Consider the following 13,727-nt stretch of genomic DNA (forward strand, 5'->3'; position numbering starts at 1 on the left):
TGGGCTGGCGGCTACCACGCAGTACCGGCCTATGCCGCGCGGGGTCCTTCGGGGCCCCGTTTTTTATTCATCTCCCTGCAACGGCACACAGCCCCCCTACGCCCGGGCCCTGCATACGGGAGCAATCACCAATACTTCCAGACCAGCGGCTGCCTTGCCCGAACCGGGCTGCGGCATGGGTGAACACCACACGCCTGCCCGCCATAGCCGCACCGGCCGTGTTTTCGGTAACAAACCGATCACTTCTCAAAAGATCTGTACCCATCCCATTGACCATTGCCCCTTGAACCGGCACTGGCCATTGGGGATATTATTGACATACGGCGGCAGTTTTTCCTTCCGATGCAGCCGTTACAAAGGATTTTTCGCATGAGCGTTTATTCCGGCCCCGTGTTCGACATGGCACGGCAGCAGTTTGACGGCATTGCCGACTATCTTGATATCGACATCAAATATCGCGACCGGCTGTTCCTGCCCAAGCGCGCCATTGCGGTGACCTGCCCGATCCACCGCGACGATGGCAGCGTAGCCGTGTTCCAGGGCTACCGCGTGCAGCATCATCTGAGTTGCGGGCCGACAAAGGGCGGCACACGCTTCGCCGCCTCCGTGGATATGGGCGAGGTCGCGGCCCTGGCGGTATGGATGAGCTGGAAATGCGCGCTGACCGGCCTGCCCTATGGCGGCGGCAAAGGCGGCATCGCGGTGGACACCACCACCCTTTCCCCGCGTGAGCTTGAAGCCCTGTCGCGGCGCTACATGCAGGAAATGATCCCCTTTGTCGGGCCCGATGTGGATGTGATGGCCCCCGATGTCGGCACCAACGAGCAGGTCATGGCGTGGTTCATGGACACGTATTCCGTCCATCATGGCCATGCCGTGCCCCAGATCGTGACCGGCAAGCCCCTTGCCGCCGGTGGCACGGCTGGCCGGCGTGAAGCCACGGGCCGCGGCGTTGTCCACCTGATCGGGCGGGCGGCGCAGGAAATTTCCATGCCCCTGGCGGGTGCCACGGCCATCGTGCAGGGGTTTGGCAATGTGGGCTCGGTCGCAGCACTTGAACTGGCGCGGCGTGGCGTGCGCATTGTCGGTGTCAGCGATCATTCCGCCTGTTACTACGACCCCGCAGGCCTGCCGGTGGAAGCGCTGGATGCCCATGTGCGTGAACATCGCTGCCTTGCGGGCTTTGCCACCCAATGCAGCATTGACCCGCGCGAATTACTGGTGCAGCCCTGCGACATTCTGGTGCCCGCCGCCCTTGAACGCGTGATCGATGCCGACACGGCCGCCAGGCTGCAATGCCGTATCTTGGCCGAAGGGGCCAATGGCCCCACCACCCCGGATGCGGACCGTGTCCTGCGCGAACGCGGGAACGACGTGTTCGTCATTCCCGATATCCTGTGCAATTCGGGTGGCGTTGTGGTCAGCTATTTCGAATGGGTGCAGGGTATCCAGAAGATTTTCTGGGAAGAGGATGAAGTCAACAAGCGGCTTCTGGTCATTCTGGACCGCGCGTTCGATCAGGTCATTGCCCGCGCGCGCCGTGACAAGGTTGGCCATCGCACGGCAGCCCTTGCCATTGGCGTGGACCGCGTCCTGCAAACCAAGATGGCGCGCGGCCTTTTCCCCTGAGCCTGTCCGGGCACCCGCCATCAGACTGCATGCGCGGGTGCCCCGTCCTTCGGGGTGCTCCCCTTTGCGTACTTCCTTGGGGCGCTTGGGGCTATCGCCGGGGCACCTCCCTGGAGCTCCGTTTTTGCCCTGCGTGGTTTGCCAATAGGCGCGCATGCGACGTATCCTTGCTGCCCGGGCCATTCCCCCTGTCCCGGACATGGGAGCATGGAGTCCACAATGAGCGAAACCAGCAGACGCGGATCGTCCGATGTCTGGCTTACGGCAGCCTATGAAGCCTTGCTTGAAAACGGGGTGGACGCCGTCAAGATCCAGCCGCTGGCCAAAAGCTTGGGCCTGTCGCGCACCAGCTTCTACTGGTTCTTTGCAGACCGCGAAGAACTCCTGGCAGCCCTTGTCTCGCTCTGGCGCCAGAAAAATACCGGCGGCGTTCTCAAACAGGCGGAAGCCTACGCCGAAACCATTGTCGAGGCCGTGCTGAATGTCTTTGACTGCTGGCTGAACAGGGATTTGTTCGACTCCCCGTTCGAATTCGCAATGCGAAGCTGGTCCTTGCAGTCGGCCGAGATCCTGGCGGAAGTGCAACGGGCCGATCAGTTGCGCATTACCGCCCTGACACAGATGTTCCGCCGCTTCGGCTATACGGAGACGGCGTCCGATGTACATGCGCGCGCCATATACCTGGTGCAGATCGGTTATATCTCGATGCAGACGCGCGAAGACGGTCCAAGCCGCATGGAACGCATCAAGGATTATGTGAGCATTTTCACCGGCCACACACCCCAGCCCCGCGACCTGGACCGGTTTTTCGCCCGCCACCGCCACGCCTGCCAGGCCGCACCCACGACAGCGGCCCGGGAACCGAGCGCCGCTGCCCCGTAGCGAACGGCGTTGTGGCAAAGCAAAGGCGGAGCACGCCCGCCCCGCAGGGCTGGCGGTCCAGCCCCTATGCTTTATTTTATAGCGGCCAGTCCGGCCTGGGCGATGTCCTCATCATGGTCGGGTGTATCAACCGAAACACCAATCCCCCCCACCAACTGGCCGTTGATGATAATGGGCTCCCCCCCTTTGAGCATGACAAAGCCCGGCGCCGTTGCAAGGGCTGGCCGCGGACCGGCAATGGCTGTTTCCAGTGTTGCGGTGGAGCGGCGGAACATGACGGCGGAGCGGGCTTTTTCCGGCGCCAGGCGCGAACTTGCGCGCATGAAGGCGTTATCCATCCGGATCTGCAAAATCACCTCGCCCGCGTCATCGACAATGGCTATGACGCCTGTCGCGGGAATGGTCCTGGCTTTCTGGATGGCGGCATCGGCAATTTTCTGCGCCAGTGCAAAAGGCAGCACCGGCCGCGCTGGCAGTTCGACGGGTGCCGCCCGAACGGATGTCAGCGAAACAGCCGGGGCCATGACAGCCATGGCCAGCAGTGCCGCAAGGCCTGCGCGCACGGCGCGGCCTTGCACGCGTACGGACCCATCTGAACGGTGTTGAGACATTGTACTATCCTTTTATATGCAGAAAAGAGCGGGCCGGTGGCGTGACACACCAGCCCGCCTCAGGCTTTCAGGGGCTTTTATAATCACCGGGGCGGATTATCGTGGATCTGATCTTCGCCACCGTGGCAGCGTCGATACCGGGCGCATGGTTCCCCCAACTGGAGCGGATAAAGGTCACAATATTCGCCACGTCCTGATCTGACAGCCTGTGCGCGAAAGACGGCATGGTGAAATGCGTGGGTGCGGTGGCTGTCGCGGGTACTGTATCGCCTGAGAGAATGATATTCACCACAGAACGTGCATCGGGCGCATTAACAACCGGGTTACCGGCAAGGGCCGGGAACGTGCCATCATACCCCTTGCCCGATGCCAGGTGGCAGGCGGCACAGTTGTTGAGGTAATCCAGCGCCCCGGGCCGCGTGACCTTTCCCGCATCGAGTTCCTGCGCCACCTGCGGATCATAGGTGAATGGCCTGTCATGCGGCGATGGCGGCAGGGTCTTGAGATAATGGGCGATGGCGCGCAGGTCCGCATCGTTCATGAACTGGGTGCTGGCGGTCACCACGTCCGACATTTCCCCGAACGCGGCTTCATGCACGTTTCGCCCGGTCTTGAGAAACTGGACGATATCGTCCTCGCTCCAGTTTCCAAGGCCTGTCACTGCATCGCCGCGCAGGTTGTTGGCGACATTGGTGCCGACGACCCCGCCGGCCAGGTACCATTCCCCATCACGCGGGGACAGGGCTTTTTCCTGCAAGGCCAGGCCGCGCGGCGTGTGGCAGGTGCCGCAATGCCCCAGCCCCTGCACCAGATAGGCCCCGCGATCGGCCACGGCGTCTCCACTGGGGTGGGGTGGGGCCACCTGAACCTCGGGGGCGAAGATCCAGCGCCAGATGGCCAGCGGCCAGCGCATGGACAGCGGCCAACGGATATCCGCCTCCCTTCCGGGGGTCGGCGCGGGCTTTATGCTGTGTTGCAGATAGGCATAAAGCGCGTGCAAATCATCGTCGGTGACATGGGCATAGGACGGGTACGGCATGGCCGGGTACAGCGTGGTGCCGTCCTTGCGAATACCCCGGCGCACCGCGCGTTCGAAATCCTCATAACTATAGGCCCCGATACCGTGCGTGCGATCGGGGGTGATGTTGGACGAATAGATCGTGCCGATAGCGGAGACAATCGGCAGCCCCCCTGCAAAGGGCGCCCCGCCGGGGGCCGTGTGGCAGGCCGCGCAGTCCCCCAGGATTGCAACATAGGCCCCGCGTTCGAGAAGTCTGGCTTCGGCCGATCCTGCGGGGGCTGCCGGTGCCGCCGGGGCCGCAGCCCCTGTCGCGGCCGGCGCCGTGGCCGGGGCCGCGGTGTTGGGTATGGCAGGTGCTGCCCCCTGGGCGCTGGCCTGCCCCTGCAACGCCAGGCCAAGGCTCAGGCAAAGGGCTGCCCCACCCAATAAGGTTGTCGGTTTGACGATCGCTTTCATGACGGTATCCTCAGACGGGAACCAGCGGGCCGGGAGATTTCAGATATTTCTCCCTGATGGCGTGAGCGCCCATATAGGTCAGCCCCCCGATCAGGCCTGTCGGGTTGTAGCCGAAATTCTGCGGGAAGGCCGATGCCCCGAACACGAACAGGTTGGGCACGTCCCAGCTTTGGGAGTAACGGTTGACCGCACTGGTCTTGGGGTCGGCCCCGGTAATGACGCCACCTGTAATATGCGTTGTCTGGTACTGGCGCGTATTGAAATGCTCACCCGGCTTGCGCATGGTCACGGTGTGCGATTTGGGGTTCATTTTCGCCACGATCTCCAATGCACGATCGGTGACGAACTTGGTCATCTTGTATTCGTTGTCGTGCCAGTCGAACGTGATACGGGCCAGTGGCTGGCCCAGCGCGTTGCGATAGGTGGGGTCGAGATCGACATAGGCACCACGGTACGACATGACGGAAGAATGGGTCTGCACCCGGGTGGAATGCAGGTAGGTATCCTTGGCGGCCTTCTTCCACGCTGCCCCCCAGGCCGGCGTGCCGGGCGGCACGTTCAACTGCTGGAGCGGACGCCCGCCCGTGGTGCCACCCAGGATATACCCACCCCCGATGAAGCCATGCGGTGCGTGGTCGAAATGATCGGCATTGAATTCGTCAATGATCTGCTGGGCCCCCGCCCCCGCGCCAATGAACGGGTTGGTGGCCACGTCCTTGTCGAAGAACAAGGCGGACTCGCTCATCATCTGATAGGCGAAATTCTTGCCGATCACCCCTTCCCCCGTGTTGGGGTCATAGGGCTTGCCGATCCCCGAAAGCAGCATGAGCCGGACATTATTGATCTGGAACGAAGACAGGATGACCAGATCGGCAGGCTGGATGACCTCCTGGCCTGTGGCATCGACATAGGTGACGCCGGTCGCGCGCTTCCCGTCGGAGGATAGGTTGATCTTGGTGACGGTGCTGTGCGTGCGCATTTCAAAATTGGGCTTGCGCAACAGGGCGGGCAGGATCGTCGTCTGTGGTGACGCCTTGGCATAGATATAGCAGCCATAGCGTTCGCAGTACCCGCACAGGTTGCACGGCCCCAGCCTGACACCGTACTGGTTGGTCCAGGGCTGGGAGCAGTTGGCCGAAGGCTGCGGAAAGGGCGAATACCCCATTTCCTTCGCCGCCTTGGCGAAACGACGGGCACCCTCGCTGTCGGGCAAGGCCGGGGTGGGATAATCGCGCGAACGCGGCCCTTCGAACGGGTTGCCGCCGGCAATCAGTTTTCCACGAATATTGCCCGCCTGGCCGGACGTGCCGCAAAGCCGCTCGAACTCGTCCAGATAGGGTTCCAGTTCGTCATAGGTGACGTCGTAATCCTGGATCGTCATGTCTTCGGGCAGGAATTTAGCCCCGTAGCGTTCGACATTGTGGCTGTAGAATTTCAGATCCTCGGGGGATGGGCGGTAATGCTGCCCGTTCCAGTGCACCCCGGCCCCACCCACATTGTCGGGCAACAGGAACACGTTAAGCTGGCGATAGGGAACCGCCGTATCGCCCACGGCGTGGCGGATGGTCACGGTGTCCTTGCTCAGCCGCTGGAACAGTTCGCCCCGGATCCCGTATTTCAGTTCATCCACGGCCTTGGGGTAGGTCCAGTCCGGGGCCGTGTCACGGTAGGCCCCGCGTTCGAGGGCTACGACATTGATCCCCTCGCTGGCCAGTTCCATGCTCAGGATCGAACCGGTCCAGCCCAGGCCGATCACGACAGCGTCGACAGGTTTCATTGTTACGGTCATGGAATTATGCTTTCTCACCCTGAATGGAAACGGGCCCCAGCGGGTAGACCACCCCCGGCCGCGTCATCCAGCTTTTGAAATCCGCCCGCGCACCGGGAAAACCGATCATTTTCCAGCTTCCCATATGCTTGTTGCCGCCATACATCGGGTCGGCGAAATAGCCTTCCTTGGTGTTGGCCAGAAGCTGGATGAAAAATTCAGCCGGTTTTGCAATGCGGGCGAGCGGCAGGCTTCCCTTCTGCAACGCCGTCAGAACGGCGTCCTGGGTTGCGGGGTCCAACGCGCTGAAGGCATTGCCATGCGCGCTGACACAGGCCGCGTCGATATCGGCAATGGCGGTGCGGTAGAATTCTCGCGGCGCGTATTGAAGCTGGTAGCCCAGGGACGGGTCGACATCGGGCACGAACGGGCTGCTAAGATACCAGAATTCGCCATAGCCGTACCCGGTCTCCATCTGCCGGTCTATGAATTCGGGCACACCCAGTTCGACCCCGCCCGGCCCTTCCAGATCGGCGGGAATAAGCCGGTCGACTGCCGCGTTCAGGAACGCCCATTCCGCAGCGTTAAAAAAGGTCGGGGCATAGGGTGTGGCAGGCGGCGGCTTGACGGTCGCCCCCAGGGCGGTGGCGGAGGACAGAAGTTCAGCGCCACCGCTGCTGAGCAAAACCGCTCCGGGGACGATACCAAGGGCCTGACGCAGGAACGTCCGGCGATTTTTAAAACTCTCGTCGAGAGGCATGGGGCTCTTCCATCCAATGGCGAACCACGTCCGACGTCTGGACGGGGTTGCTCGGTGAAGGGACACAATTGTCGGGTTCCAGATGCAGTCGTCTTAATTTTTCTTGCCTTACGCCGTGCTGTTACGCGTGGAGCGCGCAACAGGTTTCCAGCCGGCCAATCACATAATAATGAGGACAAGCACTGCCCCCATACGGTGCCACACAGAAGTGAGCCGCCAGGATAAGTCAGAAATACCCTGCGCTTATTTCAATACATGTTCGCGCAGGAACATTATATCTTTCACGTGGGTTTTTATAATATTGTTATAACAAATATGGATGAAAATTATTCCCCATAGAAGGTATTTTCGTTTTTTGTTTCTTTTTCGCAATGGTCGTATTTGTCATGAAAGCCACCCCAATGCATCCGGCGCAGGTTCCCTGTCGCCGCCTGTATTTCAGCCAGGCAAGAAATTCCTGCACCACCCCGATCCCTCCCCTTTCTGGCGATACGCGCCAGAAATGCGGGCTCTTGTACAGCAGCCCCATATGAAAGAAGGGTGGGTTCCCACAGCTTGGCACGCCAGCCCCACACACTGGCGGGCCCAAAGCAGGTCAATGCGCTTCCCCCGGGTCAGGTCCTGAACGGGACCGGTCGTCAGCCCTGTGGAATGCGCGTCATGATTTCGGGCGGATGGGAGCGTGTCAGAATCAAGCTATGACGCCTGTCGTATAAACACCGCTCATGTCGCACAGATACCGTATCAAATAGCGTGCCATAAGCCGCAAAAACTGTGGCACAGAAATCACAGCATCCGGGATGAATAGGAGATTGCAGGACGATGGAATGTTTTTTCTATCGTTTTTTCGGCTGGGAGGACGAGGAGAAAAAGGCGATTTTTGGAAAAATTTTCCTTTTAAATCATATTGTTATTTTAATTTTATAAAACATTAACAGAGTTAATTTTCCAAAGTTTGGATTAGCGCTTCTAATGCGTTCATTAGCAAAACAGATTTGCAAATACGTAACACCTTCGATACCGTTTCCAATAAGCAATGAATGAGCATTGTGTCCTTTGCGGGGCGGAGCAACGTGGTGTCAAAACAGTATGACCTCTTGTCGCCACAGATGGCATCGGCAGCCTTCGGGGTACCGAAGATCGGCTTTCCGTTCGCAATATGTGGGTTCGACGTCATTTTCACTGACGCATGTAATGTCTCGGCACCTCCGGGCATGCAGGGGCGTTACGCGAACGGACAGTTTTCATCCACGCGCAACCAACCCGAACGGATACGCGGCCCCCACATTGCGACGGCGCCATCTCCAGGCCTGAATCGCCGACAGGCACAGTTCTTGCCCACAGGACTATAGGTGGGGTTTCTCAGTTAGAAGGCCGAAGTCTCTCGAGATGGAAGCGATGGCAAGTTCAATCTTGAATTCGTGAAAGCAAATACATGAAGCAAGCGATCAAAAGAGGCGTTCTCGCGGCCAGCACGTCTGCGCTGGTCTTGACCGCGATGGCAGTACCACAGACCGGCTTTGCCGCAACCAAGGCAAAGGCCAAATCTGCCCACACTTCTTCCACAAGCAAGGTTGCACGCACTTCCGCGACGACTTCCGCTCCTGCTCCGGTGCGCCACGTCGCCCCCGCCGCCCTGACGTCCCACCGGACCGAAGAAGTCGGCGTTGTCGGCCATCCCTACCGCGCGCAGACCGTGACGGTCGGTGCTGCTGAAATCCAGCGCGCCATTCCCGGCACGAACCCCATGAAGGTCCTGGGCATGCAGCCCGGCGTCATGTTCCAGTCCAACGATCCGCAGGGCTTGGACACCTGGTCCGCCCAGATCATGATGCATGGCTTCGCCCAGCAGGAAATCGGCCTGACGCTGGACGGGATCCCGCTTGGTGAAATGGGTTATCGTAACTATAACGGCACCAACCCCCTGCAGGCGATTTCCTCCGAAAACGTCGGCAGCATGGACGTGTCGCGTTCCGCTGGTGCGGAAACGGTTGCCGCGACCAACAACCTCGGCGGCTCGATCGAATACAACTCGTCCGACCCCAAGGACAAGATGGGCGGCCAGCTTGGCCAGTCCTTCGGTTCCAACGCGAACTTCCACACCTTCATCCGCTTTGACTCCGGCAAGCTGAATGAATCGGGCACGAAGTTCTTTGTCTCCTACATGCGTAACGACAGCCAGCTCTGGAAAGGGTATGGCGACCAGTTCCTGCAGCAGGTCAACGCCAAGTTCGTCCAGCCGATCGGTGAGCGCAGCAAGATCAGCCTCTTCTTCGACTGGAGCGACCTGCACCAGATCACCTATGACGATTATTCATTCGAGATGCTGGACAAGCTGGGGCCCCAGCAGGGCTTTACGTATAACGGCAAGTTCTCGGGCTACCAGACCGCTTTCAACGAAGCCAAGGGTATCAGCTATCCGGGCAATATCGGCCAGCTTACCGACAAGGCTGACGCGGCCTATTATAGCGGCGGCACGAACAACGTCGATCTTCTGGGCGGCCTGAAAGCCGACCTGCAGATGACCGATCGCCTGCGCTGGACCACCACGGTTTACGGTCATAACCAGCAGAACCAGACCACCTGGGTTTCGCCTTATGGTGCCAGCGGGGCCTGGGGTAGCTTCCCCACACCCAACGGTTCCCCGCTGTTCAACATCGTCAAGGAACCCGAAATCCGTCGTTTCGGTATTATTTCAGCCGTACACTACAACATCGCGCATAACGAACTGGGTGCGGGTGTATGGTATGAAAACAACAAATACAGTTCCCCCATGAACGCGTATGAAGAACCCAATATCGTCAACGGCCAGTTGACCAGCCCGCTGGTCTATGACCTGAACCATTTCTCCGACCCGTTCGCGCAGGTCTTCAACCAGGTCTACAACACCAACACTTTCACGGCGTTCTTCAACGACACGTACCACCCCATCCGCAACCTGGATCTGCATTTCGGCTTCAAGTCGGTGCTGAACACCACCCGCGTGGGCGATGGCTACCTGAACCCCGATTACTATGGCGCCGGCGTCAGCCCGATCGCCAGTGGTGTGGGCCTGACCGTGGCCAAGCCGTTCCTGCCGCATATCGGTGTTGCCTATCGCTTCCTGCCCGGGCATGAAATCTTCATCGATATTTCCGAGAACGTGCACGTCTATCCGCAGTCCGGCTACAAACTGTCGACCTCGCCCTTCGCGTATTCGATGGAATCCTTCACCTCCACCCATTACCGTCCTGAAACGGCCTGGACCTACGCTATCGGTTACCGGTTCAACAACCGCCTGATTTCGGCCAGCGCGTATGCCTACCGCACCAACTTCAACAACCGCTTGCAGCAGATCGCCGCAGGGTCGCCCCAGAACCCGATCGCATCGGTCGCGAACGTCGGTGGTGTGACCATGAACGGTGTGGATGCGGGCCTGACCATCCGTCCGATCCGTGGGCTGGAACTGTATAACAGCATCAGCTACAACCACGCGACGTATGACCAGAACCTGGTTACGGCCAGTGGCACCTACAACATCAAGGGCCAGCAGGTCGTGAACTACCCGCGCCTGATGTACAAATCCCGCCTGTCCTACACCTGGCACGATGCCATGGTGTGGATCGACGGCTCCTACATGAGCGCGCGTAACTTCGACTACACGGGCGATATCAAGGCACCGGGCTATTGGATGTCCAACCTGGGTGCTGAATACCGGCTTGGCAACATGGGCAAATACATCCATGGCGCTGGCTTCGTGCAGAACCTGGTGTTCTCCTTCACCGTCGCCAACCTGACCAACGTCACCTATATCTCCACCATGGGTGAAAACGGCAACCCGTCCAACAACGCAGGCGGCGCTGCCTATACCGACCAGTCCTTCCTGATCGGTGCACCGCGTCAGTATTTCGGTTCCGTCCGCGCCGAATTCTGATCCAAAAGACCGTTCCCCCGGTGGCAGACAGGCTTACGGCCTGCTGCTACCAAAAAGGCAACGGCCTTCAGGTTTACATCAGAAGAAATGGGGCCTTGTGGCCCCATTTTTTTGTGCCATCAACGCTGCTCGGCATTTTTCATGGTTGGGTCAGCCATTCTTGCAACCATGTCCGGCAGCCATCGCCTGCACGAGCATCGACCTGACCGATCGCCCAGTGCAGATTTGCAAATGCCTGCGTTGATACAACAACCCCGATCACACGCCGAACGGAGCATTGCACCACACGCTTTCGCAGCCGTCACACTGATACGGGACAGAACGGCGTGATGTTGCAAAACAAGTTTATCAGCATACTCAAGATCGGCTTTACGCGGTCCGGGTCAGGTGGCATGCTGGCACTTCCAGCCCACTGTTCGACAGTGGCACTCAGTGGCCAGGGCTTAATGGATTATTCTTATTTCCTTTTCCACGCAGGCGTATGTGTTTCAACGCGCCCGGCGTCCTGTGCTCCGTCTTGATACGGGCAGGTGTCGATACCATAACTTTATCAATCGGGTGGACGATCTCGTGCCCTCGGGCTGGCACTTTGCCCTGGGCCGCACATGTTATTGCAACCGGCCACGCCGTGTATTCAGAACCGTCCCGCGCAGGCATGAAAAGGCCGCGCATCGGAAGCACCGATGAATAATTTATCAACCGGCAGGGCGCCAGCCAATCTTCCGCCCCTCAACCTTCTCAGGACGTTCGACGCCGCAGCACGGCTGGGGAATTTTACCCTGGCGGCAGACGAATTGAGCATAAGCCAGTCAGCGGTCAGCCAGCAGATCAGACAGCTTGAAGACTGGATGAATGTGCGGCTGTTCCGCCGAATGCCCCGCCGGGTAGACCTGACGCGTGAAGGCATTGTGCTGAGCGGGGCTGTCCGGCGGGCGCTGATCCTGATGGATCAGGCCTGTCTGGAAATTGCCGAAAGTGCCGCCACGCGCAGCCTGTGCGTCAATGCCGCACCGGGTTTTGCATCGCGCTGGCTCATGCCACGCCTTGCGGGCTTTACGGATATCCAGTCGCATATCCGCCTGACCCTGCTGACATCGAACGATCCGGTCGACCTGCGCAAGCACGATGTCGATATCGCCATCAGGCGCGGCACCATGGAGGAGATCGAGCACAGCCAGGTGCCACTGGATGACGGCCGCCTGATTGTCGTGGGCAGCCCCGCCCTTTTGCAGGCGCGCGGCATCAGTTCACCCGATCATGTGGCGGAACAGACCTTGCTGCGTAATATTTCGGGGGATCGATGGGATTCGTGGCTGGAACATGCGGGAATCACGCGCCTGCCCATGGCCCGCTCCCTGCATTTCAACGATGTCACGCTACTGCTCGATGCTGCCTTGCAGGGGCAGGGCCTGGCCCTTGTCAGCGCGCTGCTGGTGGAGCACGAAATCCAGTGCGGGCGGCTGCAACGCGTCACGGACATCGATTTCCATGATTCAGCACGTTACATCCTGACATGCCGGTCTGACTTTTACGACCACGATTCCGTTCGCGCTTTCCGCGGCTGGATCCTTAACGAACTCAAGCACAGCCTGTAGGCAAACTGCGTTACGCCCGCGGGCGGCAATATCGGGCTGACCCAGGCGCGTCCGGATGCGACTTTCAGGGCCGCACGATGTGGGCGGGTTCACGTCCGGCCAGCACATCCAGCACCTGTTGTGCGCACATCATGGCCATGCGGCGCAGCGCCTCATCCGTCGCCGCCCCCAGATGCGGGGCCAGGATAAGATTGGGTGCATGCAAAAGCGGGTCGGTCAGCGCGGGCGGTTCCTCGGGCAGGACATCGAGCGCTGCACCGGCCAGGCGGCCTTCTTGCAGGGCCGCGATCAGGGCCGCCCGGTCTACCGCAGCCCCACGGCTGGTATTGACCAGAACAGCCCCGCGGCGCAGCGTGGCGAAAGCCTGCGCATCCATGACAAAAGGATCGCGCGCATTGCTTGGCCGATGCAGGGACACAAAATCGGCCTCACGCAGCATGGCATGAATATCGGTCCGGCGTGGGACACCATGGCGCGCGAACACATCGTCCGGCACGCTGGGCGAATAGGCCAGAACCCGCATGCCCAGGCCTTGGGCGGCAATATCAGCCACATGCCGGGCTATGGCCCCGAACCCTACCAGGGCCAGCGTCTTGCCGTGCAGTTCGATACCGCGCGCGGCGTAGCGGAACGCCCATTGCCCATCGCGCACGGCCCGGTCAGCGGGAATCAACTGGCGGGCAACGGCCAACATCATGCCGATAGCCATTTCCGCCACCGAACGGCTGTTCATTTCCGGTGTGCGGGTCACGAAAATGCCGCGCGCCGCTGCCTCGGCAATGGCGACCTTGTTCACGCCCGCCCCATGATACGCCACCACCCTGAGTGCCGGGGCCCGCGCCAGCGCCTGGGCACTGAAACCCAGGTCACGGGTAATGACGGCCTGCGCATCGCCTATCTCTGCAATGACGGCGTCCATATCGGGGCTGCTGGCGTATTGCGGCGTGACACCATTGGCCCTGAGAAACTCCAGGGCATCGGCGTGGATGGGCTGGGTTATGAAACAGCGTGTCATGGAGCGCTCTTTTGACTGGGTGAAACCACGACATGGCCTTTAGCGAAGCCAGGAACCACGCCAAACGGTTCGGACAG

General features: G+C 60.1%; 9 protein-coding genes. 4 read left to right on the forward strand and 5 right to left on the reverse strand.

Annotated features, from left to right (window positions below; genetic code table 11):
• The first annotated feature begins 369 nt into the window (after positions 1 to 369).
• Together J2D77_RS09885 and J2D77_RS09890 are read left to right on the forward strand one after the other, a co-directional pair.
• The gene (locus J2D77_RS09885; protein ID WP_207846115.1) at positions 370 to 1,629 is read left to right on the forward strand and encodes a Glu/Leu/Phe/Val family dehydrogenase; all 1,260 of its coding nucleotides are present in this window, start codon (positions 370 to 372) and stop codon (positions 1,627 to 1,629) included.
• Positions 1,630 to 1,848: 219 nt separating this feature from the next.
• Positions 1,849 to 2,511, forward strand: a complete 663-nt coding sequence (locus J2D77_RS09890; protein ID WP_230975700.1) for a TetR/AcrR family transcriptional regulator — start codon at positions 1,849 to 1,851, stop codon at positions 2,509 to 2,511.
• Positions 2,512 to 2,582: 71 nt separating this feature from the next.
• On the opposite strand, the gene J2D77_RS09895 is transcribed toward J2D77_RS09890, so the two are convergent.
• The 4 genes from J2D77_RS09895 to J2D77_RS09910 all read right to left on the reverse strand — a co-directional run bounded on the left by J2D77_RS09895 (position 2,583) and on the right by J2D77_RS09910 (position 7,127).
• Positions 2,583 to 3,122 (reverse strand): GlcG/HbpS family heme-binding protein, encoded by a 540-nt coding sequence (locus tag J2D77_RS09895; protein WP_207846117.1) that lies wholly within the window; start codon positions 3,120 to 3,122, stop codon positions 2,583 to 2,585.
• A 67-nt stretch (positions 3,123 to 3,189) separates the two neighbouring features.
• On the reverse strand, positions 3,190 to 4,599 hold the full coding sequence (locus J2D77_RS09900) for a cytochrome c (protein WP_207846118.1): 1,410 nt from the start codon (positions 4,597 to 4,599) through the stop codon (positions 3,190 to 3,192).
• A 10-nt stretch (positions 4,600 to 4,609) separates the two neighbouring features.
• Entirely contained in the window at positions 4,610 to 6,376 is a 1,767-nt protein-coding gene (locus J2D77_RS09905) for a GMC family oxidoreductase (protein ID WP_230975701.1), read from the reverse strand.
• 16 nt (positions 6,377 to 6,392) lie between these two features.
• Positions 6,393 to 7,127, reverse strand: a complete 735-nt coding sequence (locus tag J2D77_RS09910) for a gluconate 2-dehydrogenase subunit 3 family protein (protein WP_207846120.1) — start codon at positions 7,125 to 7,127, stop codon at positions 6,393 to 6,395.
• A 1,435-nt stretch (positions 7,128 to 8,562) separates the two neighbouring features.
• On the opposite strand from J2D77_RS09910, the gene J2D77_RS09915 reads away from it, so the two are divergent.
• Both J2D77_RS09915 and J2D77_RS09920 read left to right on the forward strand, forming a co-directional pair.
• Complete coding sequence (locus J2D77_RS09915; protein WP_207846121.1) at positions 8,563 to 11,040, forward strand: TonB-dependent receptor; 2,478 nt, start codon at positions 8,563 to 8,565, stop codon at positions 11,038 to 11,040.
• Between the two features lie 683 nt (positions 11,041 to 11,723).
• Positions 11,724 to 12,635 carry a LysR substrate-binding domain-containing protein gene (locus J2D77_RS09920; protein ID WP_207846122.1) on the forward strand — a complete coding sequence of 304 codons (912 nt, stop codon included), beginning with the start codon at positions 11,724 to 11,726 and terminating at the stop codon, positions 12,633 to 12,635.
• Positions 12,636 to 12,699: 64 nt separating this feature from the next.
• Here J2D77_RS09920 and J2D77_RS09925 read toward each other — a convergent pair whose 3' ends face one another.
• Positions 12,700 to 13,650, reverse strand: a complete 951-nt coding sequence (locus J2D77_RS09925; protein ID WP_207846123.1) for a hydroxyacid dehydrogenase — start codon at positions 13,648 to 13,650, stop codon at positions 12,700 to 12,702.
• Positions 13,651 to 13,727 lie beyond the last annotated feature (77 nt).

The organism is Acetobacter garciniae (assembly GCF_017377735.1).
GTDB classification, from domain to species: domain Bacteria; phylum Pseudomonadota; class Alphaproteobacteria; order Acetobacterales; family Acetobacteraceae; genus Acetobacter; species Acetobacter garciniae.

Excerpts from the sequence above, each read along its gene's own strand:
- J2D77_RS09900 (WP_207846118.1), bottom strand. The coding sequence starts at position 4,599 with ATGAAAGCGATCGTCAAACCGACAACCTTATTGGGTGGGGCAGCCCTT.
- J2D77_RS09885 (WP_207846115.1), top strand. The coding sequence starts at position 370 with ATGAGCGTTTATTCCGGCCCCGTGTTCGACATGGCACGGCAGCAGTTT.
- J2D77_RS09895 (WP_207846117.1), bottom strand. The coding sequence starts at position 3,122 with ATGTCTCAACACCGTTCAGATGGGTCCGTACGCGTGCAAGGCCGCGCC.
- J2D77_RS09920 (WP_207846122.1), top strand. The coding sequence starts at position 11,724 with ATGAATAATTTATCAACCGGCAGGGCGCCAGCCAATCTTCCGCCCCTC.
- J2D77_RS09890 (WP_230975700.1), top strand. The coding sequence starts at position 1,849 with ATGAGCGAAACCAGCAGACGCGGATCGTCCGATGTCTGGCTTACGGCA.
- J2D77_RS09905 (WP_230975701.1), bottom strand. The coding sequence starts at position 6,376 with ATGAAACCTGTCGACGCTGTCGTGATCGGCCTGGGCTGGACCGGTTCG.
- J2D77_RS09910 (WP_207846120.1), bottom strand. The coding sequence starts at position 7,127 with ATGCCTCTCGACGAGAGTTTTAAAAATCGCCGGACGTTCCTGCGTCAG.
- J2D77_RS09915 (WP_207846121.1), top strand. The coding sequence starts at position 8,563 with ATGAAGCAAGCGATCAAAAGAGGCGTTCTCGCGGCCAGCACGTCTGCG.
- J2D77_RS09925 (WP_207846123.1), bottom strand. The coding sequence starts at position 13,650 with ATGACACGCTGTTTCATAACCCAGCCCATCCACGCCGATGCCCTGGAG.